Raw genomic sequence first — 24,645 nt, forward strand, 5'->3', positions numbered from 1 at the left:
CCCGGCCCGGAACGGGGCGCACCCGGATCGCCGCCTTCGTGAAAAGGGTTCGCGTAGCCGTACCGAAATGGGATTGAAGCGTGATCTCGGGCAGCGAGGGTGGCCATCGTGGACACTTCTCGGGGGAGATCGCTGGCCTGGCTCGGGCATCCGGTGTCGATGGCCGCGCTGGTGTTGCTGGTTGTCAATGATCATGTGTGGAAGGCCGTACACCCCGGGTGGGTGACCGGGAAGCTGAGCGATGTCGCCGGGATGGTGCTGGCGCCGCCGCTGCTCGCGGCCGTGACCGGCCTCATCGCGCCGCGGGCGAAATTCCGGTGGGTCGCGCCCGGCGCGATTCTGACGGTGGGCGTGGGTTTCGCCATGGTCAAGACGATGGGGTACGCCGCCGCGCTCGCCTCGGACGCATGGAGCCTCGTCACGCCGTCGCTGGTCCGGGTGGATCCGGCCGATCTTCTGGCGCTGCCGTTCCTGGGCGTGGCGTGGTGGGTGGCGCGGCGGGAACCGAGGCCGGCGCCGCAGTGGCTGAAAGCGCTCCGGCTGGCCGTGTTCCTGCCGTTGGCGCTGGCCGGAGTGGCGGCGACCAGCGCCGACCCGACGCCGAAGGCGGAGCACGTGGTGGTCGATCCGGACGGTGCCCTGTTCCTCGGCGCCGACACTCTCGGCGACGGGGAGCCGTGGGCGGTGAGCCGGGACGGCGGCCGGACGTTCGTGCCGAGCACCGGACCGCGTGCCGGGCGGTCACCGGAGTGCACCCGGACCGAGCCGGTCGTCTGCTACCAGACGGTGCACCGGCGGATCGCGGTGGAGAGCCGCGTCGAGGGCGGACCGTGGCAGTTGTCCTGGGAGATCAGCGAGAGGGACGTCGAGGCGTTGGGTAACGCCTACCCGAATCCGGAATCGCGCCGCAGCTTCTACTCGGTGGAGCTGGCGGTCCTGGACGTGCCGGGTGGCCACGTGGTGGCGGTGGCCAACGGACGGGACGGGTTCGCGGTAAGGGACGTGTCCGGATCCTGGCGGCGCATCGGCTTTCCGACAGCGACCAGGGACATCGCTCCGGTCCCGATCGAGGACGCGCGGGACCTGGGTGACTCCTCCGACGACGGGCCGTTCAGGTTTGCGTTCTCCCTGTTCCTGGGCGGGCTGGTGCTCACCCTCGTCGCCGTGCGGCGGGCCCGGGGTGCGGGCGCCGGCGCACGCCTCTACTGGCTGCTGGCCCCGCTGGCGGCCGCTTCGTGCGGCGCGGTGCCGATCGGGCTGATCGAGGCGACCGGTAACGGGACGCCTCAGGGCCTCGCCGCCGGCTTCGCCTGGGTTCCCCTCGCCGCGGTGGCGGTGATCTGTCCTTTGGTGGCGCTCGCGGTGGGGCGGCGACCGCTGTCGCAGGGGGTCGGGGCGACCTTGATCGTGGCGGGTGTGCTCATCGTCGCCCACATCGTCTGGGCGATGTTCGGGACCGGCCACCTGAGTCACCTCGTGCTGTACCTGAGCCTCGTCGCCGCCCTTGTGACCCCCGCCGCGGCCAAGGTTGTTTGAAGCTGAGTCCTCAGCCCGGATGCGTGGCGACGGCCCGGTGTTGCACCGGGCCGTCGCCTGCTGATTCGGGTTTCTCCCGTAGCCCGTACCGTCAAAGGTTTTTGATCATGTCTTCGAAGTTCTCGGTGAGCGCGAACGGATCGGTGACCGTGGCCGGTTCGCGGCGCTCGACCTCGCGGGCGAGTTCCGTGGCGGCACGTTCGATCCGGCCGCGCAGCGGGCCCTCGACCGAGTTGGCGCCCCAGTCGTCGCTGGCCGCGAAGACCGAGGTGGGGAGGATCGCGGCCCGCAGGTAGGCGAAGAGCGGGCGCAGCGCGTGCTCCAGCACCAGCGAGTGCCGGGCGGTTCCGGCGGTGGCGGCCATCATGACCGGTTTGTCGGTCAGGACGTCCTGCTCCAGGACGTCGAAGAACGACTTGAACAGACCGCTGTAGCCGGCGCTGAACACCGGGGTGACCACGATCAGCGCGTCCGCGGCGGCCACCGAGTCCTGGGCCTGCTTGAGCGCCGGCTTGGCGAACCCGGTCAGCATGTTGTCGGTGATCTCGTGGGCCAGGTCGCGCAGCTCGACGACCTGGACGTCGAGGGTGACGCCGAGCCGGGCGGCCGCGCCGACCGCGCTCGCGGACAGTTGGTCCGCGAGCAGGCGGGTCGACGACGGCTGGCTCAGGCCGGAGCTGATGACGACGAGCTTTCGCTGCTTCATGCCTGGACTTCTTCCTTGGCGTTCTTGGACGCGAGCAGAGAGGCGTGGGTCGGGGCGTCCGGCACGTGGGCCGGCTTGAGGGCGGCGAACTCCTTGCGCAGCACCGGGACGACCTCCTCGCCGAGGATGTCGAGCTGCTCGAGGACGGTCTTGAGCGGCAGGCCGGCGTGGTCCATGAGCCACAGCTGGCGCTGGTAGTCGCCGACGTACTCACGGAACCCGAGAGTCCGGTCGATGACCTGCTGCGGGCTGCCGACGGTCAGCGGCGTCTCGCGGGTGAAGTCCTCCAGCGACGGGCCGTGGCCGTAGACCGGCGCGTTGTCGAAGTACGGACGGAACTCCTTCACCGCGTCCTGGCTGTTCCTGCGCATGAACACCTGACCGCCGAGGCCGACGATCGCCTGGTCCGCCGAACCGTGGCCGTAGTGCTCGAACCGCTGCCGGTACAGCCCCACCATCCGCTCGGTGTGCGATGCCGGCCAGAAGATGTGGTTCGCGAAGAAGCCGTCGCCGTAATAGGCGGCCTGTTCTGCGATCTGTGGCGAGCGGATGGAACCGTGCCAGACGAACGGCGGGACGTCGTCGAGCGGGCGCGGGGTGGAGGTGAAGCTCTGCAGCGGGGTGCGGAACTTGCCCTCCCAGTCGACGACGTGCTCGCGCCACAGCTTGTGCAGCAGCCCGTAGTTCTCCAGGGCGAGCGGGATGCCGGCGCGGATGTCCTTGCCGAACCACGGGTAGACCGGGCCGGTGTTGCCGCGGCCGAGCATCAGGTCGACCCGGCCGTCCGCGAGGTGCTGGAGCATCGCGAAGTCCTCGGCGATCTTGACCGGGTCGTTCGTGGTGATCAGCGTGGTCGCGGTGGACAGCTGGAGCGTCGAGGTCTGCGCGGCGATGTAGGCCAGCGTGGTGGTCGGCGACGACGAGAAGAACGGCTCGTTGTGGTGCTCGCCGAGCGCGAAGACGTCGAGGCCGGCCTGCTCCGCGTGCTTGGCGATGGTGACGATGTCCTTGATGCGCTGCGCCTCGGTCGGGGTCCGGCCGGTGGTCGGGTCGGTGGTGATATCCGAGACGCTGAAGATTCCGAACTGCATGACCCGCTCCTGGACTGTCCTGCCGGGGCTCTGTCGTCCCGGACTGTCCCGCACAACGCGTTTGACTCGGCAACTATTTCAGATTCAAACAACCTTGGCTGCGGCGGGGGTCACAGCCGCCGCCGTGGCGAGCAGAATCAGTGCCGCGGTGTCGATGCGGACCGCGCCGGTCGCCTCCCAGAGGAGAAAGGCCCCGACGAAAGCGCCGACGACCAGCACGGTGAGGCCCGCTGCCCGGAGGAACGGCACCCGCGCGAGCACCATCGCGAGGATCCAGCTGACCACCACCAGCACCATCATCACCAGCGTGCCGGTGATGGCGAACCCGATCGAGAGGTCGTCTCCGGAGACGCCGACCACCGTCAGGAACAGCACCAGCCCGCCGAAGGCGAGCTGCGCGAACAGCAGCCACCACAGATTCGGGTTGACGCCGGTGCGGTGCGCCCGCCACACCGGCGCGGCGGTGACCACCAGGCCGCCCAGGAACCACGCCAGCACGAAGGCGAGGAACTTCGGGCCGGACTCGTCGGCCGCCTGGTGCCGGGCCATCAACTCGTCGAGCTCGATCGGGGCGGGATCGTCGGCCATGGTCGGGAGACCGATCCGCCGCCAGCTTCCCGACACGTCACGCACCGCGAAGCCGTCGCGCCCGTTCGCCACCGCCACCACGTGCCCGCCCGGCACGTCCAGCACCGCCAGTTGTTCCGACCAGAGCGGGGTGGAGTCCGAAGGCTCCGGGTAGGCCTCCTCCAGTTCGTCGACCTGCTCCGGGGCGAGCCCCCAGACCTCCCGCCAAGGGCCGGTCCCGGTGCGGTTCTCCACGGCCATCCGCCGGTCCACGACCCGATAACAGACGACCGGCTCGGTCCGGGTGCACTCCGGTGACCGCCCGGCACGCGGTCCGGCGCTCGGCACGAACGTCCGGCCGCCGTCCCGGCTCACCGCCCACGGCTCCCCGTCGCCGAGAGTGTCGGCGCCGAGGAACAGGGCGCCGTCCGGGTCGACGACCACACTGTGCGCGTCCGGCGTAGGGGTGGCGCTGGTCGCCGCCACTCCGGCCAGCGCCAGCGGCAGGAACACGGCCAGCCGGAGCGCTTTCAGCCACTGCGGCGCCGGCCTCGGTTCCCGCCGCGCCACCCACCACGCCACGCCCAGGAACGGCAGCGCCAGAAGATCGGCCGGATCCACCCGGACCAGCGACGGCGTGACGAGGCTCCATGCGTCCGAGGCGAGCGCGGCGGCGTACCCCATCGTCTTGACCATGGCGAAACCCACGCCCACCGTCAGAATCGCGCCGGGCGCGACCCACCGGAATTTCGCCCGCGGCGCGATGAGGCCGGTCACGGCCGCGAGCAGCGGCGGCGCCAGCACCATCCCGGCGACATCGCTCAGCTTCCCGGTCACCCACCCGGGGTGTACGGCCTTCCACACATGATCATTGACAACCAGCAACACCAGCGCGGCCATCGACACCGGATGCCCGAGCCAGGCCAGCGATCTCCCCCGAGAAGTGTCCACGATGGCCACCCTCGCCGCCCGAGATCACGCTTCAATCCCATTTCGGTACGGGTACACGAACCGTTCTTCCCGGGCTGCCGCGAAAGCGCTCGATGGCAAGGGCGACCGTGTCCGCGCCGAATCCGCCGGGCGCCCATGCGACGGCGCCGGCCTTCATACCCGCATCGAAGGCGATCTTCCCGGCGCGCTTCTGGCCGGCCCGTAGATCGGTGGCGTCCAGGCTTCGGTGGTCTTCTCCTACCGGCCGGACCCCGGTCGGCGGAACCCGGCCGCATCCGTCCAACCAGCGGCCGATCGCTGGTGCGATGGGCTGATTCGGTGGCAACGAAGGACGAACGGCCGAGCAATGCCCGCCACGGGTGATGAGCCCGGCCCTGAGATGCCGCATCGGCGCACACGGCTCGACAGCGTTTAACAAACGTTTTACGCTGGCGGCGTGGGATACGAGTGGCTGGCAGAGGCGCTGGCCGCCCTCCGCAACGTCGACCCGTACGAGGTCACCCAGGTTCTGTCGGCCGGACAGCGCCGACCGGTGGCAGCCGAAAGCGCCGGAGTCCGGTTCCTCACGATCAGCGCCCGCACCCACGCCGGACGGCCACTGGTCGTCGCCGTCCGGCTACTCGGTGACCACGAGCAACAAATCATCGGCGCCCGGGAGATGACCGCCGACGAACTCGCCCGGTTCCAGGCATGGGAGGCGCAATGAGCCAGTACAGCGACCAACAGATCACCGCAGCGGCCACGGCATTCGCCGCCGGCGACGTCCGCTACGACGAAACCGCCGCCGCCCCGCTGCCGCCGGCACCGGAGACGGAACCGATGGTGCCGCTCGGCCTGCGCGTCCCCGCGCCGCTGGCACAGCAGATCCGCGCCGCCGCCACTCAGGCCGGGGTGCCCTACTCGCAGCTCATCCGCGAATGGATCGAACTCGGTCTTGCGGAGATGGCCACCGACAAGACCGTTTCCCTGGCAGTGCTCCGGCGCGCCATCGCCCACGTCGCCGCGACCGGGCACGCCGCCTAGCGCGGCAACGGCACGGCCGGTGCCGTACCCGGGCTTTCGATCAACCGGGCTTTCGATCAACCGGCTGGTAGACCTGGGTGACCGTCCCGCGGGACAGGTCGTACCGGGCCGCGACGATGTCCACCGCCTGCAACGGGACCGCCGACCACAGCCGCAACTCCTCGACCGTGTAGACCGTGTGCCGGGCGGCGATCTCCTCGGCGGTGACGGCGCCCTCGTGCCGGGCCCGCCGCACGCTCAACGCGATCCGCTCGGCGATCCCGCGGATGTGCCCGGGCGGCGCCACCCCCTCGTCGACCAGCCGGATCGCCGCCGCCACCGCTCCGCACCGGTCGTGCCCGAGCACCACGATCAGCGACGTCTGCAGGTGCCCGACCGCGTACTCGACCGACCCGAGCACCGTGGTGTCCAGCGTGTGGCCGGCCGTACGGATCACGAACAGGTCGCCGATCCCCTGCCCGAACACGGTCTCCGCCGGCACCCGGGAGTCCGAGCAGCCCAGCACCACGGCAAGCGGGTGCTGGCCACCCACCGTCTCGGTCCGCCGCGCGGCGTCCCGGCCGTCGGTCGCCCACTGCTCGTTACCGTCCAGCAGTCGCTTCCAGATCTCGTGCACAGGGGTCTCCCGCGGGGTGAGGATGCGGTGGTCCCTTCAGTACCCCACTGATCATGCGCTGGGTGTGGTTGATCTTTTCAACCGGGGGCGGAAACGCCGCCACCAGGACGTCCGCGGCGCGGTCACGGGCACTGGCGCCGGTTCGGTCCGGTTCTCCCGCCAGCGGGCCACGACCTCCTCGGCGTCCACCCGGCGGGCGACCGGACCGTGGTCGGCCGGCCGCCGCCACGACTCCTCGACCCGCTGATTCAGCTCGCCCACCACCCGCCGGACCGCCGCCTCGTCGAGGAGCCGGCCCACGGTGTGGTCGATGTCGTCGGCCTCCCGGCGCAGCACCAGCGGAGCGGGCAGCGACAGGTCGGTGGACACGTCCTCGCGCCGCAGGTAGCCGCGCACCCACCAGTCCTCGTCGGCCTCCCCCTGCGGCAGTGGACGGCCGGTGCCGGGCAGCCCCTCGAAGTCGCCCCGGTCGACGGCCTCACCGATCCGCTGCTCGACCCACGACTCGTCACTCATGCCCGCTGGTTTGCGCTCACTCATCGCCGTACCAGATTAGGTCGTTCCTCCGCCGTCGTGACGCCACAGGCCGGGCATGGTCCGGACCAGCAGCGCGACCGTCAGCACGGTGAGCGTGCCACCGGCGACGATCGCCGTGCGGACGCCGGCCGCCGCGCCGCCGAGCCCGTGCAGCATGTTCGCCAGCTGGGGGCCGCCCATCAGGACGACGGTGAGCGAACCCTGGATCCGGCCGCGCAGGGCGTCATCGGTGTAGGCCTGGGAGATCGCGTTGCGGAACGTGCTGAGCACGAAGTTGACCGCCCCGCCGACGCCCAGTGCCACCACGGCGACGAACAGGTTCGGGGCGAGGCCGAGCAGGATCACGCAGCCGCCCCAGGCCATCGCGGCCGACGCCATCAGCGCGCCGTGCCGCCGGGCCCGGCCGAAGGTCCCCGACAGCAGTCCGGCGAGCAGCACACCGGCCGGGTACGCGGCGTACAGCGCTCCCAGCTCGGCACCGCCGCCCACCGCACCGCCGTAGGTGCGCTCGGCCAGCTCCGGCAACAGCGCGTGCGGCATCGCGAAGACCATCGCGGCCAGGTCCACGGCGAGGATCGCGACCAGCAGCCGGTGCCCGGCGAGATAGCGGAAGCCGTCACCGAGCCGCCGCAGCACACGCCCGGCGGCGACCGCCGGCGGAGGCATCGTCGGCAGCCGGGCCACCGCCCACAGCACGAGCCCGAGCGCCAGCGCGTCGAACAGGTAGAGCGTGCCGAGCCCGACCACCGGAATCAGCGCCCCGGCGAGCAACGGACCGGCGACCGCGCCGCTGTAGCGGGTCAGCGAGCTGAGACTGTTCGCCGCGACGAGCAGCTCGCGCGGCACCACCCGGGGCACTGCGGCGCCCGTCGTGGTCAGGGTGACCCCGAAGCTCAGACCCTGCACCGCAACGAGCACGAGCAGCACCGCCACCGCATCGAGCCGGAGAAGCGAGTTCAGCCACAGCCCGAGGTAGGACAGCCCGAGCCCGGTGTTCCCGGCGATCAGCAGCCGCCGCCGGTCCATCGCGTCGGCGAGCGCCCCCGACCACAGCGCGGACCCGGCGAGCGCACCCAACGAGACCGCCGCGGCCACCCCGACCGTTCCCGACGACCCGGTGAGCGTGAACAGCTGCGCAGGCACCGCGACGAGACTGAACGACCCCCCGACCGCGGTGACGACCGAAGCCACCCAGAGCCGCCGAAAGGCCGCCACCGCCAACGGCCGCCGATCGACCAGATACACACCCAACCGCACGACGCCCTCCCACCCGAACCCGGCAGGAGCGAGCCTCAACCCTCCCCCAGGGGCAAGGTCAAGATGTGCCGAGGCCGAGATCGCCCGGCATGCGGCGCGTGGGCGCGTATCAATATGATCTCTGCGCATGGGGTTCTGGGGGACGTTGGTGGCCTACCGTGACGTACGGCCGCTCGGTGAGCTGCTGGACCGGCTCGGTGTCCGGTGACCGACTGGATCGACCCGCGGCGGGACTGTTCCTGCCACATCTGCGAGCGCAACCGGGACGACGACGGCTGCCGCGGCTGGCGGGACGCGACCGCCAAGCTGGTGAAGAAGCACGACTGGAGTGTCGTCGGCAACGGCGGTCACGACGGGGTTCCGTCGTGGGTCTACACGGTCGGGCTGTGGCACCGGCTGGGCAGTCCGGAGATCGCCATGTTCGGGCTGGATCAGTCCAGCATGCAGCGGTGGCTGAACCGGCTCGGTGACCAGATCCTCAACGGTCGACCGCTGGGCCCGGACCGCCGGGTGCACGATGTGCTGGACGGTTTCCCGCTGGAGGTCCGCCCGGTGCATCCGGCCTGGTACCAGCGGCTGTTCGGGTCGGCGCTCAACTTCTACCGGCGGCCGCCGCTGCCGATCGTGCAGCTGGTGTGGCCGGACCGCAACGGCGTCTTCCCGTGGGAGGAGGGTTGCGGCGACAACTGCCGGGCCGACCAGCCGGTGCTGTGGCTGCCGCCGGAGGAGAACGGGCACGGCCTGTGGGCCGACCTGGACGAGGTCACGCCGTGGCCGTTCCCGGCGGACGGTGTCCGCGCGCAGGTCTTCACCCTGAAACGGATCGTCGAGGACGGCGCCCCGGTCCGCGGGGTGGTGCACGACACCGACGGGTCGTGGCAGTTCGTCGACGGCGGCGATGTCACCGCCGACGACATCCGGGTGGTGCACCTGCATCATCTGCTGGCCCGGCATCCACGGATCCGGGAGGTCGCCGGCCTGGCGCCGGGCGAGCGGGCGTGGCTGAACGACGACGGCGCCTGGGAACGCGACCGGGACGAGGCGGAATGACGATGCCCATCGAGCCGCGGTGAGTACGGTCAGTACCAGCGGTTCTGTGCCGCGGCGGCCCGGGCCTCCCGCCGCTGCGCCCGTGCGCTGATCACGACGGCGATCGTGCAGACCAGCGCCACCAACCCGACCGGGAACGGCGCCACCCACGTCGCGAGGGCCATGATCGAGTCCCGGTCGCGGTAACCGAGCAGCGCCGAGGGCAGCACGACCACGCCGACCAGCAGGTGCGGGACCAGCATCCACCACCAGTGGCCGCTGCCGCCGGCACGCTGGATGACCACCACGCCGGTCACGGTGATGATCAGGCCGGCGGCGAACATGCCGAACAGCGCCAGGATCCGGACATCGGCCGACGTCGACTCGGACTCGGCGGCGGCCAGCTCGGCGGGCGCCTCGTCCCACGGGGTGAGGCTCGGGAATCCGATCCGCTGCCACTGCCCGGACACGTCCCGGACGGCGAACCCGTCCCGGCCGTTCGCCGCCACCACCACGTGCCCGCCGTCGACGTCGAGGACCCCGACCGACACGGTCTGCAACTCGCCGACGCTGGTGTCCGCGTAGGTCTCGGCCAGCAGGTTCTGATCCTTGTCGGACAGTCGCCAGTCCACGGTCCAGGGGCCGCCGGCCGTGCCGCTCTGGACGCCGATCTCACCCGGCACCGCCTGGTAGCAGACCACCGGGGCGGCCGCCGAGCAGTCGGGAGTCCGGATCGGCCCCGGGCCCTCGGCCGAGTCCGCCCAGGTCAGGCCGCCGTCGGCGCTGACCGACCAGTCGGTGCCGTAGCCCTCCTCGTAGCCGAGGTAGAGGGCGCCGTCCGCGATCGCCACGGTCTGCGCCATCGGGTGCGGCGCCGGGCTCGTCGCGGCCACGCCGGCCAGTGCCAGCGGCAGGAACACGGCCAGCCGCAACGCCCGCAACCAGCGCGGAGCCGGACGGGGCGGCCGCCGCGCGACCCACCACGCCACCGCGAGGAACGGCAGCGCCAGCAGATCGGTGGGATCGGCCCGGATCAGCGTCGGCGTCACCGCGCTCCATGTTGAGGACGCGAGCTCAGCACCGTACGCCGTCGCTTTGACCAGGAGAAACCCGACGCCAACGGCGAGAATCGCACTCGGCGCGACCCACCGGAATCTCGCTCGCGGCGCGATGAGGCCGGTGACGGCCGCGAGCAGCGGCGGCGCCAGCACCATCCCGGCCGCGTCGCTGAGCTTCCCGGTCACCCAGCCCGGATAGGCGGCCTTCAAAATATGATCGTTAACGGCCATTAGCAGCAACGCGGCCAACGTGACCGGATGCCCCGACCAGGCGAGCGCCTTCCCCCGAACGGCATTCATGGTCGCCACTCTCATCGCCGGACATCACGCTGCGATCCCGGAAGAACACCATTCGGGGTACGCCTACCCGAACCCGATTCCGAAGGGGGAGCTGCCGTGCCCGGCCTCAAGGCTTCCGGGCGACCCCGCCGTAGAGGGCGACCTGCGCGTCGGTGAACCCGGTCGCCTCTTCCGGCCGCCAGGGCCACCGGCGACCATCACGTCATCGGTCCACAGAGGATACCGTCACCAGCTGACGCCGATGGTGGCGAAGAACCATAGGGCGGACGTCAGCCACAACCCGGCCACCGCCGTGAGCACCACCCCGCCGGCCACCGGCAACGCCCACCCGCTGCCCCGGCCCGGGCGGCTGAGCAGCAGCATCTTCGTCGCGAACGCGCCGTAGAACAGGCACCCGAACAGTGAGTGGGCCAGCACCCGGGGCGTGTCGAAGCGCAACCCGAACCGGTAGAGGCAGTGCACCGCGACCGGCACCGACAGCAGCAGGGCGAGCCGTCCGTTCCACCGGTGCAGACCGGCCACCCACCCGGGCGCCGGCCCGGTCCGGTAGATCACCGCGGCGCTGACCACCTGCACGAAAGCGAGAATCCCGACCGCGGTGGCCAGCCACACCTTCGCGGTCTGCAAACGCAGGAAACCTGTGACGTCGGTGGTGCCGACCGGCTCGTGCAGGCGGCCGTAGACACCCAGCACCACCGCGACGCCCACCCCGGCGACCAGCGGGAGCCACACCCGGGGCCGGAGCGGGGCCGCGGTCGGCACGGTCAGAAACCCTCTCCGGTCTCGGCGTCCACGCTGGTCCCGGTGACCGTCTCGCCGTCGATCGTGGTGGTACGGGTGGCGACGTCCAGCCGCGGCGCCGGGCCGGGCACCTCGGCACGGCTCAGCACGCCGACCTGGGTGCCGTCGGCCAGCACGATCCAGCCGCCGTTGACGTTGGCGCCGCCGACCCGGCCGGCCAGCCGGTACAGCCCGGACGGCTTGCGCACCACGCCGATCTCGAAGCGGTGGGTGGCGCCCTGGACCGTCAGCTCACCGGCCGCGCGGCGGGCGTCGAACAGGCCGGTGATCTTGCTTTCCTTCTTGCCCGTCAGGTTGAGCAGGCCGTTCTGGGCGGTGCCCTTGAGCCACACCTCCAGCCGGTCGCCGTCGCAGACGTAGGCGATCGCCACCCCGTCCCGGATCGAGATGGCCAGCGTGCCGGCGTCGTCCTCGACCTTGCCGGCCAGGGTGACCCGCAGCCGCTCGGCGCTCGGCGTGTTCAGCGGCGGCAGGGCCACCTCGGTGGTCGGCGGCAGGGTCGCGGCCGGCGCGGCCGACCCGGTGGCCTCCACCGGTGACACCTTCGGCGGCACGCTCACCTGGGTGACCAGTTGGCTGGAGCGTTCACCGGCGTTGGCGGTCATGTTGATACCGGCCAGGACCGCCGCGGCCACCACGGCGGCGGCCAGCGTGATCAGCGGACCCCGGCGCCACCGGGACCGCTCACGCGGCGGGGCGGGCGCCGGCGGGTACGGCCCGGTGCCGGGCAGCTGACCTGCCCAGCTGCCGATGGTGTCCCGCTGCCCCGGTGCTCCCGGCGTCACGAACGCGGCCCGCGGCGGCTGCCGGACACCGGCGTTCGGGTCCCCGAAACCAGCCGGCGGCGGCTGCCCGGCACCAGGACCCGGCCCTGGGTCGGCGAAGGCGGGACGCGGCGGCTGCGGCGGGGCGGGCGGCGGGAACTGCGGCTGCGGCAGCTGCGGCGGCGGGAACCCGAGCGGCAGCGTGGCCGGCTCAGGATCATGGTCGGTTACCGGCCCCGGCGCCGAGAACCCGGCAACCGGAGCAGGCGGCGCGAGCGTACCCGTACCCCCGAAAGACGCACCCACCGCGAACTGCCGCAGATAGGCCGCCACCCGCCGGGCCGGCGGCCGTCGCCGGGGATCGGCGGCCAGACAGTCCCGCGCCACCGGCCCGAGCGGCCCCGGCAGCGCCGACGGATCCCCGGTGGCCCGCCCGGTGGTCATCTCCAGCAGGAGCACGCCGAGCGACCACACGTCGGCCGCCGGTGTCGGCGCCGCGCCCTGGAAGATCTCCGGGGCGGTGTATCCGGGCGTCCCGCCGGCCGCGCCCCGATCGGCGTCGTTGAGCAGCACCGCCACCCCGAAGTCGGTGATCCGGATCTCCGGCGGCGTGGATCCGCGGCGGACCAGGATGTTCTCCGGTTTGAGGTCGAGGTGCACGACGCCGTGCTCGTGTGCGGCGGCCAGCGCGGCGGCGGCCTGGGCGGCGACCGTGACGACCTCGCCGGGGGTGAGCCGCCCGCCGCGCATCGACAGGTAGCGCCGCAGGTTGGGGCCGTCGACGAACTCCATCACGAGGGCGAGGGTGCCGCCCTCCACGATCAGGTCCCGCAGCCGCACGATCGACGGATGGTCGAGGGCGCGCAGGGCCGCCTCCTCACGGAGGAACAGTTCCCGGACGCGGCGGTCCCCGGCGAGTTCGGGGCGCAGGAGCTTCGCGGCCAGCGGCACGCCGCCGTGGCGGCTCGTCGCCCGCCGCACGACAGCCATCGCGCCGCGGCCGATCTCCTCGTGCAACAGGTATTCCCTGCCGAGTGGTTCCTGACCGGCCATCCCGTTACCCCTTGCCATTCAGATCGGCTATGCGCCACCGACTGTCATAACCACGTTGATCTTTTCCCGGTTCACGGCGTCGCCCATCAATTCATGACATTGTTCTAGTGGCCGTGCAGTCATCGCAATCTTCTTCACACATACACATGATGCCGATCAATGTGGACCACCATGATGTCGATAAACACCAAGCTCACGTACGCCGAGGTCGGCGCCACCCGGGAAGCGCTCCTGCCGTCGGGGTACAAACACGTGCGCCGCGACGTCGACATCGGCGCCGGACAGGAGACGTTCGACCGGGCCGCCGCCGCGCTGCTGCATTGGCGGATGCACCGGGCCGCCGGGATCGACGTCACGGCGTCCGGTCCGGCGACCCCCGGTCAGCCGGTTCTGCTGCGGTTCGGGGTGGCCGCGCCGGTCCAGGTGGTCTACCGCGTGGACCAGCCGGACCGGCAGGGATTCGCCTACGGCACGCTGCCCGGACATCCCGGGCGCGGCGAGGAGGCGTTTCTCGTACACCTGACCGGAAGTGGCCGGGTCCGTTTCCGGATCACCGCGTTCTCCCGGCCGGCCACGCCGCTCGCCCGGCTGGGCGGCCCGGTGACCCGCCTGATCCAGGCGTACGTCACCAACCGCTACGTCTCCGCCCTCCGCGACCTGTCCGGCCGGTGACCGCCGCCGCGAAGAGGCCCACGTCACGGCGCTAAGGTGCTGGTCGGAGCCGAACGACGGGGAGCAGGATGGACGACCACCGGTGGATGGGCCACGCGATCGAGCTGGCGCATCGCTGCCCCGCGTCGACATCCGCGTTCTCGGTCGGGGCGGTCATCGTCGATCCGGACGGCCGGGAGCTGGCCGGCGGCTGGTCCCGCGACTCCGACCCGCGGGTGCACGCCGAGGAGTCCGCGCTGGTCCGGGTCGGTGACCGGGCCCGGCTGCGGGGCGCGACCATGTACAGCACATTGGAACCCTGCTCGAAACGCGCCAGCCGCCCGCACGCCACCTGCGCCGGTCTGATCATCGCGTCCGGGATCCCCCGGGTGGTCATCGCCTGGCGTGAGCCCGACCTCTTCGTGACCTGCGAGGGCGTCGCGCTGCTGATCGCCGCCGGCATCGAGGTGGTCGAGCTGCCCGAGTTCGCCGCGGCGGCACGTGCGGCCAACGCGCATCTCGCCCTTTGACCCCTTCATCGGTACGGGCTACGAAGCGGTTCCGCCGATCGGCTACGGCCGGGCGGCCCGTCCCGGCCGTCGCCCGCTTCCGGGCGTAAGTTTTTCCGTCCGGCGCTGAACGCCGCACCCCGTCGACGCGTACTCACTGTTACCAGGCTCACGGCCGTTATCGGTGAGGAGAGACCCATGACAGTCCAGGAACTGCAGCATCGGGAGGCCCAGCACCACTCCGGAGCGATCGTGCGCAGCCGCCGTTTCGCGACGCAGTTCGAGGTGGACGGGCATGTGCTGACACTGGGCGTGGAACCAGGCGTGCGCGGCGGCCTCTACTACCTGCCAAGTACTCCCACCTGGGACGACGGCACGCCGGTGCCGCGCGACATCGTGGCCGGCATGCAGAACGTGATCGAGGAGGTCGAGCGGTTCTGGGGCCACTGGCCGGAGTTCCGCGCGGTCCTCTGACGACCGTTCCCCACCCCGCTCGCGGGGCGCATCGACGACGGTTACTGATCGTGATTTGTCAGAGGCGCCCGGTACCGTCCCGGGCATGACGGATCAGCTTCATGTCGGCGACGTGGCGGCCACCCCGCTGCCCGGTGGCGGCTACGGCGCCTGCCAGATCAGCGAGATCACCGGCGAGCACGTGACGCTCCACGCGCTGGACTGGTCCGGGCCACGGCCACCCGAGCCGGCGGACCTGCATGACGCCGGTCTCGTGCACCTCGACCACCACTCCTGGACCGGTCGGATCGCGCAGATCTCGGTCTTCCCGCAGAACCATCCGATGCCACCGGATCTCGAGTGGATCGGCAATCTGCCGGTGCCGGCCGGCGTCCCGGCGGGCGGCACCGGCTTCTCCGGGTGGCAGTCCCCGGTCGCCGACATGGTCCGTCAGCGACGCTGGGAGCGGCTTCCCGAGCCGGTGCGGGCGGCCTACCGGGCCTTGCGCCCGCCCGAGCCGGTCACCGCCGATCTGGGCGCCGGGCCGGTCACGCTGACGACCGCCCTCGGGCATCTCGACCTGCGCTCCGGTGACATCCCGGTGCCCGCGTCCGGCCCGGTGGACTGGAGCGTCCTCGACCGGCTGCCCCGATGCACGCAGATCACCTGGTCCGGGCCCGATCGCGGGCTCACCGCGGCGCTGGCCCGGCATCCGCTGGTCAGCGGGGTCAACTGGTTCGGCGCCCCGCCCCTGATCGACCTGAGCGAGACGTCGGTGCTGTCCCTGCGGGCCTCCGGTGACGATCTGCGGGAGATCCGGCTGCCCGCCGGCGCGCACCACCTGGATCTGGGGCCGACCGGGTCGCGGTGCACGGTCCGGGCCGCCGACCGGGGCCGCTGGCTGCGACTGGCGCTGTTCCTGGTCACCCCATCGACACCGGCGCCGTCCGGGCTCGACGGGGTGCGGCAGGTGTCGCTGACCGGCGCGGGCGTGCTGTCCGCCGCCACCGTGGCCGGCCTGCGCGAGACGCACACGTTGCGGCTGCACTGGTCCGGGCCACCGGGCCGCCTCGACGATCCCGCGGCGCTCGCCGGCCTGCCCGGCCTGCGGCTGCTGGAGATGGTCGACGCGTACGGCGTGGACGCCGGCCTGCTGACCCACCTGCCGGGTCTGCGGCACCTCGACATCCACGGTCTGCGCGGGTCGGTGGCCAAGGAACTGCGGGCGCGCCTCCGGCGTACGGATGTGGGGTTGTCGCTGGCCGGCGCCAAGACGGACCGCTGGCTGGCCGCCAACATGGACAACCCGTTCCGCGACTGGGCCGACGACGACCCGAAGGCCGGCGCGGCCGCCTGCACGGCGTTCGCCGTCGCGCTGCGGGCCGTCGACCGCCTGCCCGCCACCCGGACTCCCGCCGACGCCGAGCCGATCCTGCGCGCCCTGGTGGAGGCGATCAACCAGATCGACGAGAAGTGGGGAATCGTCGACACGCTGCGCCGCGAGGAGGCCGGAGACGCTTTTGCCACCCTGGCCACCCGGGCGGGCGTCCCCACTCCGACCACAGACGACTGGTTCGACACGTGGCGCGATTTCTGACCAGCCCAACCCCTCCAACGACCGAACGGCTCAACCGAAGCGCGACCGTCCAGCGGGGGGTCAGCGGGCCTGGGCCTGCGTCTGGAGCTGCGCCACCACGGCGGTGACGGTGTCGGCCGGGATGGCGAAGCCGAGGCCCACGCTGCCGGTGCTCTCACCGGAGGTGGCGATCGCGACGTTGATGCCGACCACCCGGCCGGACGTGTCGACCAGCGCACCGCCGGAGTTGCCCTGGTTGATCGCGGCATCGGTCTGCAGCAGGCCGGTGAGCTTCTCGCCGCCGGTGTCGACGCTGCGGTCGAGGGCCGAGACGATGCCCGACGTGACGGTTCCCTCCAGGCCGAGCGGGGCGCCGAAGGCCAGCACCGTGTCGCCGACCGCCACACTGTCGTCGGTGGCGAAGGTGACCGGGGTGAGACCGGACAGGCCGGTCGCCTGGACCAGGGCCAGGTCGTGGGTGGCGTCGGTGGCGATCACCCGCGCCGGAACGGTCTGCCCGGTGGACAGGCGCACGCTGACCGTGCCGTCCGCCGCGACCACGTGGTTGTTGGTCAGGATCAGGCCGTCCGCACTGAGTGCCACGCCCGAGCCCAGCGACGACGAGCGGGCGCTGTCGACGAGCACGGTCACGACGCTCGGCTGTACCTTCGCCACGATCGGCGCCAGATCCCCGGTCTCGGTGATCGTGGCGGCCGCGGCGGAGGCCGGCGTGCCGCCGTCGATCAGGTAGTGCCCGGCGAGGAACGCGCCGCCGCCACCCCCACCGGCGATCAGGGCCAGGATCGCCGCGCCGCCCGCGATCCGGCGCTTCCAGCGGGGGTCCTTGGGCGCGTTCCACATCACCGGCGGGAGACCCGTCGGCGGAAGGTCGTAGGCGACACGCTCGCCGGCGTCGCGGGTCCGGTCGTCCAGGGCGGGGCGGCTCAGCAGGTCGGTCATGCCCTCGAGGTTCCGCTCCGATCTTGTTTCGAGCCGGTGAGCCGTCTGTGACTTCGCTGTACGCCCGGTAGCCCTTCCGGGTAGCCCCGGCGCGGCGGCTCGCATGTGCGCCGCGGATGTCTAGGGTCGGCCGGATGCTGCTCCCCAACCTTCCCCCGAGCGCCCCACCCGCTCCGCCGACGGTGGCCCCGGCGCGCTCGGCCATCGCGGTCCGGCCCGGCGGATCGACCTCGGAGACGACGGCCGCACCGCCCGTCGCCGTCGCCGTACGCGTCCGGCCGGCCCCGGTGGCGCAGCTCAGCGACGTTCTTGCGGACCGGCCCGGCCGGCCGGAATCGTCGACCGCCGGCGTTGCGGTTTCGCACAGTTCCGAGGCTTCTTTCAAGAAGTTCACAGGCGGCCGGATCGGGCGCCCGCGGCCGTCGGTGGAGCGACGGCCTTTCGGGCCGACCATCAGCGAGCCCGCGGCGGCACTGCGCGGTCCCCGGCCGGCCGGCCTCCAGGAGGCCCGATGAGCAACCTCGCCGACAAGCCGGCCGGCCCACTGCGGCGACGGAGCGTAGTGGGACGCGGCGGGCTGGGCAGGGCCGGGCTCGTGGTCCTGGCGGTCGTGCCGTTCCTTTCGGGCTGTGTGGGCGCTTCACCCGTACCGGAATGGAAAGATCCGCAGCCGATCGGCGCGACACCCAGCGTGACCGGCCCGGTGGCCGCGGTGGGCAGCGCGGGGACCGGAATCGGCCCGACCGGCCCGGTGGCCGCGCCGGGCAGCCCGGGCGCTGTGACCGGCCTCGCGCCCGTGACTGACGGCGGGGCCCAGGCGGTGACCGGCGGCGAGTTCCTCGACGCGGTGCGCGGCGAACTGCCCGCCGTGGCGATAGACCGGCGCGCCGAGGAGATCACCGAATTGGGCGGCCAGGCGTGTTCCTCCCTGGCGGCCGGCAACGATCGCGCCGAGGTGGCCGCCGAACTGACCGAATTCGGTCTGGAAACAGCGGACGCCCGGCGTCTCGTGACGCTGGCCCGAAAGAATCTCTGCCAGTCCTAGGATCACCGGACGACCGAGTCCGGGCCAGGCTCGGACCGGCCGCGACCGCCGGGCCCGGATCGTGCGCTGATCGTCGCCCGCTTCCGATCAGCGCACGACGCGTTACCTCTCACGGGTGGATCGGCCGAAAGTCGTAGCCGCGCACAGCTTCTGGAGACGGCAGGCAGATGTTCGGCACAGGTCCCGCCGAGATGCTGGGTTCATCACGACGCATCGGGAGGTCACGATGTCAGCACGAGGAATGCTCAGCGTGGTCGGCAGCGCGGTCGGCGGTCTGATCGGCTGGAACGAGCCGGTCCCGCCGGCCGATCCGGAGGTGCTGCGTGCCCTCTTCGCCGACCTGGGTGTCCGGATCGCACCGGACGATGCCCAGTTGGCGGAAGCAGTCCGTTATTTCCAGATTCGGACCGGCCTTCCGGCCGACGGCGAGGCGGGCCCGCGGACGGTCCATCTCCTCAGCCGGTACGCCGCGGAGGCGCGCGAACTGTCCAGGATCCGGGCCGCCTGACCCGGCTGCGGGCCTCCAACGGGTGATGCCGGTGCGGTTCCGGCGTGGCTAGGGTGAGGCGCGATGAGCGATCAGTTGATCACCTACTACGACGACGCGACCGGCGAGCGTACCGGGCTGACCGCCGCCGAGCTGGGCGTCTGGGTCGCGGCGACGGCCGCGCTGCTCGGCGGGGAGTGCGGGCTGCGCCGCGGCAGCCGGGCCGGGGTGCTGCTGCCGCCGCACTGGCAGACCGCGGCCGTGCTGCTCGGGGCGTGGGCGGCCGGGATCGAGGTGTCGTTCCGCGGGTGGGGAGCGGCCGGGCTGGACCCGGACACCGGTCCGGCTCTGGACGTGACGTTCGTGGAGCGGCGCCGGGTCGGCAGCTGGCTGGAGGATGTGCCGCCCGCGCCGTACCAGTTCGTGCTCGGCCTGGCGCCCGGCGGCGCGCCGAGCCCGGATGTTCCGCTCGGCTATCGCGACTTCCCGCCCGCGGCGCGGGCCCATCTGGGCACGCCGCCACCCTCGGGCGGGGTCGCGGTGGGTGAGGCGGCGACGGTCGACGGCACGACCTTCGGGGAGTACGGTGCGGCCGCGGCCGCCGTGGCCGGAGCGCGCGGGATCGTGGCCGGGGATCGGGTGCTGGTCGACACGGCGGCCTGCGAGGAGCCGCTGATCTGGCTGATGGCGCCGCTGACCGCCGGGGCGTCGATCGTGCTGTGCAGCAACATGGACCGGTCCCGGTGGGACGACCGGATCACGTCCGAAGGAATCACCCGTTTCCTCTGATGGTCGGCTTCCACATTGGATGCGGCTGCCGTACGGTCCGCGCATGGAGGTTTTCGATCAACTCGCTGAGAAGTATCAGGGTGAGCACAGCCATAATCCCGTCCAGAACGCGCTCGTCCAGCGGCTCGGCGATCTACTGCCGGCCGGTGCCGCGGTGCTCGATCTGGGCTGCGGTACGGGTGTGCCCACCGCCAAACTGCTGACCGAATCCGATCACAAGGTGGTCGGTGTGGACATCTCCGAGGGCATGCTGCGGCTGGCCCGCGAGCAGGTGCCGGCCGCCGAGTTCGTGCACGCCGACTTCGCCGAACTGCCCGCCGACTTCGGCCGGTTCGAGGCGGCGACCGCGTTCTTCTCGCTGCTCATGCTCTCCAAGGAGCGGATCGAGAAGACCCTCGACCGCATCGCCGGCTGGCTGAAACCGGGCGGCTACCTGGCCATCGGCATGGTCAACTTCGACGGTGACAGTCTTCCGTTCGAGTTCCTGGGCGTGCAGGTCACCGTCTCCGGCTACCTGCAGGACGACCTGGCCGCGGTCGTCGAGGCGCACGGTTTCACCGTGGTCAGCATCGAGACGGTCGAGTTCGTCCCGCCCGGCGGTCCGGCGGAGAGCCAGATCTTCGTGCTCGCCCAGTTGCCGGCCTGAATCCGGTTCCGAGGTCGCGGGACGCTGCTGTTAGCGTCCCGCGCGTGGGACACGACATCACGGCGCTGGTGGTCGCCGAGCCGTTCGACGAGGCCGCGGCCCGGGAATGGGACGTCGAGGGGCTGCCTCTCGGTCACGGTCTGCGGCTGGTCCACATCAGTCCCGCCTACGCTTCCTACCAGCAGCGTCTTCGCCGGGTCGGGGCGCTCCTCGACGTACCCGATGATCTTCCGTCGATCTTCCCCCGGGAGGCCGTGCTGGCCGATCTGGCCGCATCGGTCACCGGCCGGGACCCGGCGTCGTTCGCCGTGATCATGACCGACTACTTCGGCGGCGTCGGCGATCAGTGGGCGTGCGCTTTCCTCGACGGCGCGCGGGTTCCGTCGGTCGAGAACATCAACGGCGCGCTTCGCGCTTTGGGCGTACGCCCGGACGCCGGCCTGGACGAGTTCGACACCGTCGGGTTGAGCCGTCATCACAGGACGCCCGATGCTTTGGACCGTTACGACCTACTCGACTAATCGCCGTTCACGGGTCCCGATGGTCGACACCTCATCATGCCGAGCCCGTATCGCCAGGAGCCGCGGTGCCCGGCCTTCCTCTCTCCAGGGCGCGGGCACGGCGAGCCACAAAGCCCGGCCTTCCCCTCACCAAGGGCGCGGGCACGGCGAGCCACAAAGCCCGGCCTTCCCCTCACCAAGGGCGCGGGCACGGCGAGCCACAAAGCCCGGCCTTCCCCTCACCAAGGGCGCGGCACGGCGAGCCGCAATGCCCGGCCTTCCCCTCACCAAGGCGCGGGCCCGCCGAACGCGCGGGCACGGCGAGCCGCAGCGCCGCGCTCAGCTGGTGAGGTCCCGGCGCATGCAGACGCGGGGCCAGCGGTCCAGGCCGATGGCCGCCTCGTGGTCGCGGACCGCGCGGAGGCCATCGGTGAGCGCGCCGCCGTCCAGGTCGACGAAACCGCAACGCCGGTAGTACGGCGCGTTCCACGGAACATCCACGAAGGTGGTCAGTGTCAGCGCCGGAATGCCGGCGCCCCGCGCGTAGTCGGCGGCGTGCTCGATCAGCCGCCGCCCGATGCCCTGCCGCGCGTGGGCGGGATCCACGGACACCTGCTCGATGTGCAGGTTGCCGTCGACCAGGTCGGCGATCAGGTAGGCGACCGGCACGTCATCGCCGCCGGTGAGGGCGGCCACCCAGGCGCGGTCGGCCTCGACATATTCCGCGAGCAGGTCGAGCGACGGCGGGTCGTCGTCGGCGATCTCCGTCATGCCGATGGCGCGGAACGGTTCCCCGGCCGCCCGCTCGATGTCCTGCAACCGGGTGAGATCGCCGGTCCGGGCCGCCCTGATTCGCATCCGGTGATTCTGCCCGGCCCGGTGCACCTGCCGAAATCGATTTCACTGATCGAAGTCGATCACCACCTTCGGTGACTCGGCGAGGCTCTGGCAGGTGAGCACAAACCCGTCCGCGACCTCCGTCTCCTCCAGCGCGAAGTTGCGCCGCATCGTCACCTCGCCGTCGGTGACCCGGGCCCGGCAGGTGCCGCACACCCCGCCCTTGCAGGCGAACGGCAGATCCGGCCGGGACGCCTGCGCCCCTTCGAGCAGCGTGACACCCTCGGGCACGGCGACCGTCGTGGACCGCCCGTCCAGAATCACGGTGACCTCGCGGCTCGGCCCCCGGGCCGTGTCCTCGGAGCGGACCGGTGCGGGTGGCGCCTCATCGACCCAGAACAGCTCCCGGTGGATCCGCGAGGAGGGCACCCCCGACTCGCTGAGCACCTCGATCGCGTCGGTGACCATGCCGAATGGCCCGCACAACCACCAGTGCCCGACCGCCGGCACGTCGATCAGCTCGGGCAGCAGTGCCCGGAGCCGGTCGGCGTCGAGGCGGCCGCTGAACAGCTCGGTCTCCCGTGGCTCCCGGGAGAGGACGTGTACGAGTTCCAGCCGGTCCGGATGGAGGTCCTTCAGGTCGGCGAGCTCTTCGGCGAACATCACCGTGTCCGCACGCCGGTTGCCGTAGAGCAGGCTGACCTCGGTGTCCGGTTGCCGCAGCAGCGACGCCGCGATCGACAGCAGCGGGGTGATGCCGGATCCGGCGCCGATCAGCACGTGCCGCCCGCCGGCCTCCAGATCCGGGGTGAAGGTGCCGGTCGGTGGCGCGACCTCGACCAGGTCGCCGGGCCGCAGCTGGTGGACGATCCACGCCGAGACGAGACCGCCGGGCACCTCACGCACCCCGATGCGCGGTGCGGCGCCCGCGGGTGCACAGATCGAGTACGTCCGCCGCTCACCCCCGTGATGAACGGTGAGGGACTGCCCCGGCCGGAACCGGAACCGCTCCCCCAGCCCGTCGGGCACGTCGAAGGTGACCGCGACCGCGTCGTCGCAGAGCCGGTCGACGGCCGCGACCCGCAGCGGGTGGAATCCGAGTGCGCCCATCTCAGATCTCCCGCATGTGCTCGAAGGGTTCCCGGCAGGCCGGGCATCGCCGCAGCTCACGGCAGGCGGTAGCGCCGAACGCGGCGAGCGTCTCGGTGTCGGTGTGCCCACAGCGTGGGCAGGCGACCGCGGTCGGCCGCGGGCTCAGGCTGATCGGAATCGGTCCAGTCGCTCGGACGGGTGCCGCCCCCGGCGGGGCGATGCCCGCCTCGGCGAGCTTGCGCCGCCCGGATTCGCTGATCCAGTCGGTGGTCCATGGAGGAGCGATCACGGTACGCACCTCCGCCCGCCCGAATCCGGCCCGCCGGAGTGCGGTCCGGATGTCCGCCCGAATGCTCTCCATGGCCGGGCATCCCGAATAGGTGGGCGTGATCGTCACCAGCACGCCACCCTCGCCCTGCCGCACCTCACGGATCACTCCCAGCTCGGCGAGCGTGATCATCGGCAGCTCCGGATCGGTGACGGCTCCGACCACCTCGGCCGCGGTGCCGGTCACCACACACCTCCGGGCACCGATCGCGCCACCCCTTGCATCTCATCCAGGATCTCGGCGAGCGCAGGCGTGTGCTCCCCGTCCCGCCCCCACGGCCGTGCACGCTCCTGCTCGATGCCCGCCGGCACACCGCTCACCTCAGCGGCCGGGTCGCATGCAAGAGACGGCGCGGCCCCGCCCCCAAGGGAGGCCGTGGGTGGGAGGAGGGTCGCGGTCTGGAGGACGTGGGTCCAGACCTGGGTGAACTCGGCTTCCAGGGTGGCCGGGTCCACGGCGACCCCCACCGAAGCGAGCCCGATCTCGGTGGGGTGTGAGCGGAACAGCTCGGCCAGCTGCGGGGTCAGGGTTTCGACCGCGGCCAGCATCCGGTCGTGGGAAAGCGGGGTGCCGTCGCCCAGCCGGACCACCCACTGGGCCGCGTAGTCGCGGTGGTAGGTGACCTCCTTGACCCCCTTGGCGGCGATCGCCGCGAGCATCGGGTCCCGGGAGGCGGTCAGCCGGTCGAGCAGCGCGAGCCGCCACGTGGACAGTGCGAACAGCCGGGCCACCAGGTGGGCGAAGTCGGCGTCGGCGCGTTCGGCGAGGCAGACGTTGCGGAAGCCGGAGGGGTCGCGCCGCATCGCCAGGTCGTCCTCGTCGCGGCCCCAGCCCTCGGCCACGCCGGCCCGGGTGAGCAGCAGCCGGGCCTGGCCGAGCAGGTCGAGGCCGATGTTGGCGAGCGCCAGTTCGTCCTCCAGTTCGGGAGAGCGGGTCACCCACTGCTGGAGACGGTGCGACAGGATGAGCGCGTCGTCGCCGAGCATCAGGCAGTACGCGGCGAGCTCGGTCCGGTCCACCCCGTCCGGCAGGTCGCCGGGCACCCCGGCGAGCGGGTCGGTGAAGCCGGTCCCGTACGCCCATCGGGCATCGTCGTCGTGGTCGGTGAGCGCGTGGTAAGCGTCGTCGAAGGCCATGTCCGGGCTCTCAGATGTGCGGAACGTTGTCGGGGATGGCGTAGTGGGTGGGATGCCGGTACACCTTGTCGGAGCTCGGCGTGAAGAACGCCTCCTTGTCGGCCGGGTCGCTGGCGGCGACCGCGTCCGACCGCACGACCCAGATGCTGACGCCCTCGTTGCGCCGGGTGTAGAGATCGCGGGCGTGGTGCAGCGCCATCTCGTGATCGGCCGCCCGCAGCGACCCCACGTGCACGTGGTTGAGCCCGCGCTTGGCCCGCACGAACACCTCGAACAGCGGCCACTCGTGCCTGGTCATCGCCCCTCCTCCAAGATCGAAGCCGCGGAAGAGGCCGCCGGCGAGGAAG

At 71.8% G+C, this 24,645-nt stretch carries 29 protein-coding genes; 14 read left to right on the forward strand and 15 right to left on the reverse strand.

The window, feature by feature from the left end; all coding sequences use genetic code 11:
- Positions 1-108 precede the first annotated feature (108 nt).
- Positions 109-1,536: a hypothetical protein gene (locus tag BJ964_RS39990; RefSeq protein ID WP_188125527.1), complete on the forward strand. Its 1,428-nt coding sequence runs from the start codon at positions 109-111 to the stop codon at positions 1,534-1,536.
- A gap of 91 nt (positions 1,537-1,627) precedes the next feature.
- On the opposite strand, the gene BJ964_RS39995 is transcribed toward BJ964_RS39990, so the two are convergent.
- The 3 genes from BJ964_RS39995 to BJ964_RS40005 form a co-directional block, all read right to left on the reverse strand.
- Positions 1,628-2,242 carry an FMN reductase gene (locus BJ964_RS39995; protein ID WP_188125528.1) on the reverse strand — a complete coding sequence of 205 codons (615 nt, stop codon included), beginning with the start codon at positions 2,240-2,242 and terminating at the stop codon, positions 1,628-1,630.
- Positions 2,239-3,333 carry an LLM class flavin-dependent oxidoreductase gene (locus BJ964_RS40000; RefSeq protein ID WP_188125529.1) on the reverse strand — a complete coding sequence of 365 codons (1,095 nt, stop codon included), beginning with the start codon at positions 3,331-3,333 and terminating at the stop codon, positions 2,239-2,241. Before BJ964_RS40000 ends, BJ964_RS39995 begins: the two co-directional genes overlap by 4 nt.
- 84 nt (positions 3,334-3,417) lie before the next feature.
- Positions 3,418-4,851: a hypothetical protein gene (locus BJ964_RS40005; protein ID WP_188125530.1), complete on the reverse strand. Its 1,434-nt coding sequence runs from the start codon at positions 4,849-4,851 to the stop codon at positions 3,418-3,420.
- 436 nt (positions 4,852-5,287) lie between these two features.
- Here BJ964_RS40005 and BJ964_RS40010 point away from each other — a divergent pair, with 436 nt between their 5' ends.
- Both BJ964_RS40010 and BJ964_RS40015 read left to right on the forward strand, forming a co-directional pair.
- Positions 5,288-5,557 (forward strand): hypothetical protein, encoded by a 270-nt coding sequence (locus BJ964_RS40010; protein WP_188125531.1) that lies wholly within the window; start codon positions 5,288-5,290, stop codon positions 5,555-5,557.
- Complete coding sequence (locus BJ964_RS40015) at positions 5,554-5,874, forward strand: hypothetical protein (RefSeq protein ID WP_188125532.1); 321 nt, start codon at positions 5,554-5,556, stop codon at positions 5,872-5,874. Before BJ964_RS40010 ends, BJ964_RS40015 begins: the two co-directional genes overlap by 4 nt.
- 40 nt (positions 5,875-5,914) lie before the next feature.
- On the opposite strand, the gene BJ964_RS40020 is transcribed toward BJ964_RS40015, so the two are convergent.
- The 3 genes from BJ964_RS40020 to BJ964_RS40030 are packed head-to-tail and all read right to left on the reverse strand — an operon-like array spanning position 5,915 to position 8,284.
- Positions 5,915-6,490 carry a carbonic anhydrase gene (locus BJ964_RS40020; RefSeq protein WP_188125533.1) on the reverse strand — a complete coding sequence of 192 codons (576 nt, stop codon included), beginning with the start codon at positions 6,488-6,490 and terminating at the stop codon, positions 5,915-5,917.
- Positions 6,491-6,541: 51 nt separating this feature from the next.
- Positions 6,542-7,006 (reverse strand): DnaJ family domain-containing protein, encoded by a 465-nt coding sequence (locus BJ964_RS40025; RefSeq protein WP_203832881.1) that lies wholly within the window; start codon positions 7,004-7,006, stop codon positions 6,542-6,544.
- Between the two features lie 36 nt (positions 7,007-7,042).
- Positions 7,043-8,284, reverse strand: coding sequence for an MFS transporter (locus tag BJ964_RS40030; RefSeq protein ID WP_188125535.1), 1,242 nt, complete (start codon positions 8,282-8,284; stop codon positions 7,043-7,045).
- Between the two features lie 204 nt (positions 8,285-8,488).
- On the opposite strand from BJ964_RS40030, the gene BJ964_RS40035 reads away from it, so the two are divergent.
- Complete coding sequence (locus BJ964_RS40035) at positions 8,489-9,334, forward strand: DUF4262 domain-containing protein (RefSeq protein ID WP_188125536.1); 846 nt, start codon at positions 8,489-8,491, stop codon at positions 9,332-9,334.
- Between the two features lie 29 nt (positions 9,335-9,363).
- Here the strand turns inward: BJ964_RS40035 and BJ964_RS40040 are convergent, their stop codons facing one another.
- From BJ964_RS40040 to BJ964_RS40050, 3 genes are all read right to left on the reverse strand, one after another.
- Positions 9,364-10,671, reverse strand: coding sequence for a hypothetical protein (locus tag BJ964_RS40040; RefSeq protein WP_188125537.1), 1,308 nt, complete (start codon positions 10,669-10,671; stop codon positions 9,364-9,366).
- Between the two features lie 225 nt (positions 10,672-10,896).
- A complete protein-coding gene (locus BJ964_RS40045) occupies positions 10,897-11,433 on the reverse strand; it encodes a DUF6529 family protein (protein WP_188125538.1) in 537 nt (178 codons plus the stop codon).
- A 2-nt stretch (positions 11,434-11,435) separates the two neighbouring features.
- Complete coding sequence (locus BJ964_RS40050; protein WP_188125539.1) at positions 11,436-13,289, reverse strand: serine/threonine-protein kinase; 1,854 nt, start codon at positions 13,287-13,289, stop codon at positions 11,436-11,438.
- A gap of 159 nt (positions 13,290-13,448) precedes the next feature.
- Between BJ964_RS40050 and BJ964_RS40055 the strand changes: the two genes are divergently transcribed.
- The 4 genes from BJ964_RS40055 to BJ964_RS40070 all read left to right on the forward strand — a co-directional run bounded on the left by BJ964_RS40055 (position 13,449) and on the right by BJ964_RS40070 (position 16,499).
- A complete protein-coding gene (locus tag BJ964_RS40055) occupies positions 13,449-13,961 on the forward strand; it encodes a DUF1990 family protein (protein WP_223149693.1) in 513 nt (170 codons plus the stop codon).
- A gap of 68 nt (positions 13,962-14,029) precedes the next feature.
- Positions 14,030-14,470, forward strand: coding sequence for a deaminase (locus BJ964_RS40060; protein WP_188125540.1), 441 nt, complete (start codon positions 14,030-14,032; stop codon positions 14,468-14,470).
- Positions 14,471-14,647: 177 nt separating this feature from the next.
- The gene (locus BJ964_RS40065) at positions 14,648-14,923 is read left to right on the forward strand and encodes a hypothetical protein (protein WP_188125541.1); all 276 of its coding nucleotides are present in this window, start codon (positions 14,648-14,650) and stop codon (positions 14,921-14,923) included.
- A gap of 85 nt (positions 14,924-15,008) precedes the next feature.
- The gene (locus tag BJ964_RS40070) at positions 15,009-16,499 is read left to right on the forward strand and encodes a hypothetical protein (protein ID WP_188125542.1); all 1,491 of its coding nucleotides are present in this window, start codon (positions 15,009-15,011) and stop codon (positions 16,497-16,499) included.
- A gap of 60 nt (positions 16,500-16,559) precedes the next feature.
- Here BJ964_RS40070 and BJ964_RS40075 read toward each other — a convergent pair whose 3' ends face one another.
- Positions 16,560-17,438, reverse strand: a complete 879-nt coding sequence (locus BJ964_RS40075) for a S1C family serine protease (protein ID WP_188125543.1) — start codon at positions 17,436-17,438, stop codon at positions 16,560-16,562.
- A 134-nt stretch (positions 17,439-17,572) separates the two neighbouring features.
- On the opposite strand from BJ964_RS40075, the gene BJ964_RS40080 reads away from it, so the two are divergent.
- The 6 genes from BJ964_RS40080 (at position 17,573) to BJ964_RS40105 (ending at position 20,926) form a co-directional block, all read left to right on the forward strand.
- Complete coding sequence (locus BJ964_RS40080) at positions 17,573-17,953, forward strand: hypothetical protein (RefSeq protein ID WP_188125544.1); 381 nt, start codon at positions 17,573-17,575, stop codon at positions 17,951-17,953.
- Positions 17,950-18,483 (forward strand): DUF732 domain-containing protein, encoded by a 534-nt coding sequence (locus BJ964_RS40085; protein ID WP_188125545.1) that lies wholly within the window; start codon positions 17,950-17,952, stop codon positions 18,481-18,483. Before BJ964_RS40080 ends, BJ964_RS40085 begins: the two co-directional genes overlap by 4 nt.
- A gap of 226 nt (positions 18,484-18,709) precedes the next feature.
- Positions 18,710-18,991, forward strand: coding sequence for a peptidoglycan-binding protein (locus BJ964_RS40090; protein WP_188125546.1), 282 nt, complete (start codon positions 18,710-18,712; stop codon positions 18,989-18,991).
- Positions 18,992-19,054: 63 nt separating this feature from the next.
- Positions 19,055-19,759: a TIGR03089 family protein gene (locus BJ964_RS40095; protein ID WP_188125547.1), complete on the forward strand. Its 705-nt coding sequence runs from the start codon at positions 19,055-19,057 to the stop codon at positions 19,757-19,759.
- 43 nt (positions 19,760-19,802) lie between these two features.
- Positions 19,803-20,405 (forward strand): class I SAM-dependent methyltransferase, encoded by a 603-nt coding sequence (locus BJ964_RS40100; protein ID WP_188125548.1) that lies wholly within the window; start codon positions 19,803-19,805, stop codon positions 20,403-20,405.
- A gap of 44 nt (positions 20,406-20,449) precedes the next feature.
- Positions 20,450-20,926, forward strand: a complete 477-nt coding sequence (locus tag BJ964_RS40105; protein WP_188125549.1) for a hypothetical protein — start codon at positions 20,450-20,452, stop codon at positions 20,924-20,926.
- A 318-nt stretch (positions 20,927-21,244) separates the two neighbouring features.
- Here BJ964_RS40105 and BJ964_RS40110 read toward each other — a convergent pair whose 3' ends face one another.
- From BJ964_RS40110 to paaB, 5 genes are read right to left on the reverse strand one after another with little or no spacing between them, the layout of a single operon-like run.
- Positions 21,245-21,763, reverse strand: a complete 519-nt coding sequence (locus BJ964_RS40110) for a GNAT family N-acetyltransferase (protein ID WP_188125550.1) — start codon at positions 21,761-21,763, stop codon at positions 21,245-21,247.
- A gap of 42 nt (positions 21,764-21,805) precedes the next feature.
- On the reverse strand, positions 21,806-22,852 hold the full coding sequence (paaE, locus tag BJ964_RS40115) for a 1,2-phenylacetyl-CoA epoxidase subunit PaaE (protein ID WP_188125551.1): 1,047 nt from the start codon (positions 22,850-22,852) through the stop codon (positions 21,806-21,808).
- A 1-nt stretch (position 22,853) separates the two neighbouring features.
- Entirely contained in the window at positions 22,854-23,348 is a 495-nt protein-coding gene (gene paaD, locus BJ964_RS40120) for a 1,2-phenylacetyl-CoA epoxidase subunit PaaD (protein WP_268248047.1), read from the reverse strand.
- Positions 23,345-24,298 carry a 1,2-phenylacetyl-CoA epoxidase subunit PaaC gene (gene paaC / locus BJ964_RS40125; RefSeq protein ID WP_188125552.1) on the reverse strand — a complete coding sequence of 318 codons (954 nt, stop codon included), beginning with the start codon at positions 24,296-24,298 and terminating at the stop codon, positions 23,345-23,347. The genes paaD and paaC overlap by 4 nt, the downstream gene beginning before the upstream one ends.
- A gap of 10 nt (positions 24,299-24,308) precedes the next feature.
- A complete protein-coding gene (gene paaB / locus BJ964_RS40130; protein ID WP_183218505.1) occupies positions 24,309-24,596 on the reverse strand; it encodes a 1,2-phenylacetyl-CoA epoxidase subunit PaaB in 288 nt (95 codons plus the stop codon).
- Positions 24,597-24,645 lie beyond the last annotated feature (49 nt).

This window comes from Actinoplanes lobatus (assembly GCF_014205215.1).
Lineage (GTDB): Bacteria > Actinomycetota > Actinomycetes > Mycobacteriales > Micromonosporaceae > Actinoplanes > Actinoplanes lobatus.

Bases quoted from the DNA above. Each gene is read 5' to 3' on its own strand.
- BJ964_RS40070 (WP_188125542.1), top strand. From the start codon at position 15,009: ATGACGGATCAGCTTCATGTCGGCGACGTGGCGGCCACCCCGCTGCCC.
- BJ964_RS40100 (WP_188125548.1), top strand. From the start codon at position 19,803: ATGGAGGTTTTCGATCAACTCGCTGAGAAGTATCAGGGTGAGCACAGC.
- BJ964_RS40040 (WP_188125537.1), bottom strand. From the start codon at position 10,671: ATGAATGCCGTTCGGGGGAAGGCGCTCGCCTGGTCGGGGCATCCGGTC.
- BJ964_RS40090 (WP_188125546.1), top strand. From the start codon at position 18,710: ATGTCAGCACGAGGAATGCTCAGCGTGGTCGGCAGCGCGGTCGGCGGT.
- BJ964_RS40055 (WP_223149693.1), top strand. From the start codon at position 13,449: ATGTGGACCACCATGATGTCGATAAACACCAAGCTCACGTACGCCGAG.
- BJ964_RS40085 (WP_188125545.1), top strand. From the start codon at position 17,950: ATGAGCAACCTCGCCGACAAGCCGGCCGGCCCACTGCGGCGACGGAGC.
- BJ964_RS40065 (WP_188125541.1), top strand. From the start codon at position 14,648: ATGACAGTCCAGGAACTGCAGCATCGGGAGGCCCAGCACCACTCCGGA.
- paaB (WP_183218505.1), bottom strand. From the start codon at position 24,596: ATGACCAGGCACGAGTGGCCGCTGTTCGAGGTGTTCGTGCGGGCCAAG.
- BJ964_RS40050 (WP_188125539.1), bottom strand. From the start codon at position 13,289: ATGGCCGGTCAGGAACCACTCGGCAGGGAATACCTGTTGCACGAGGAG.
- BJ964_RS40000 (WP_188125529.1), bottom strand. From the start codon at position 3,333: ATGCAGTTCGGAATCTTCAGCGTCTCGGATATCACCACCGACCCGACC.
- BJ964_RS40110 (WP_188125550.1), bottom strand. From the start codon at position 21,763: ATGCGAATCAGGGCGGCCCGGACCGGCGATCTCACCCGGTTGCAGGAC.
- BJ964_RS40075 (WP_188125543.1), bottom strand. From the start codon at position 17,438: ATGACCGACCTGCTGAGCCGCCCCGCCCTGGACGACCGGACCCGCGAC.
- paaC (WP_188125552.1), bottom strand. From the start codon at position 24,298: ATGGCCTTCGACGACGCTTACCACGCGCTCACCGACCACGACGACGAT.
- BJ964_RS40060 (WP_188125540.1), top strand. From the start codon at position 14,030: ATGGACGACCACCGGTGGATGGGCCACGCGATCGAGCTGGCGCATCGC.
- BJ964_RS40095 (WP_188125547.1), top strand. From the start codon at position 19,055: ATGAGCGATCAGTTGATCACCTACTACGACGACGCGACCGGCGAGCGT.
- BJ964_RS40080 (WP_188125544.1), top strand. From the start codon at position 17,573: ATGCTGCTCCCCAACCTTCCCCCGAGCGCCCCACCCGCTCCGCCGACG.
- BJ964_RS40015 (WP_188125532.1), top strand. From the start codon at position 5,554: ATGAGCCAGTACAGCGACCAACAGATCACCGCAGCGGCCACGGCATTC.
- BJ964_RS40025 (WP_203832881.1), bottom strand. From the start codon at position 7,006: ATGAGTGACGAGTCGTGGGTCGAGCAGCGGATCGGTGAGGCCGTCGAC.
- BJ964_RS39995 (WP_188125528.1), bottom strand. From the start codon at position 2,242: ATGAAGCAGCGAAAGCTCGTCGTCATCAGCTCCGGCCTGAGCCAGCCG.
- paaE (WP_188125551.1), bottom strand. From the start codon at position 22,852: ATGGGCGCACTCGGATTCCACCCGCTGCGGGTCGCGGCCGTCGACCGG.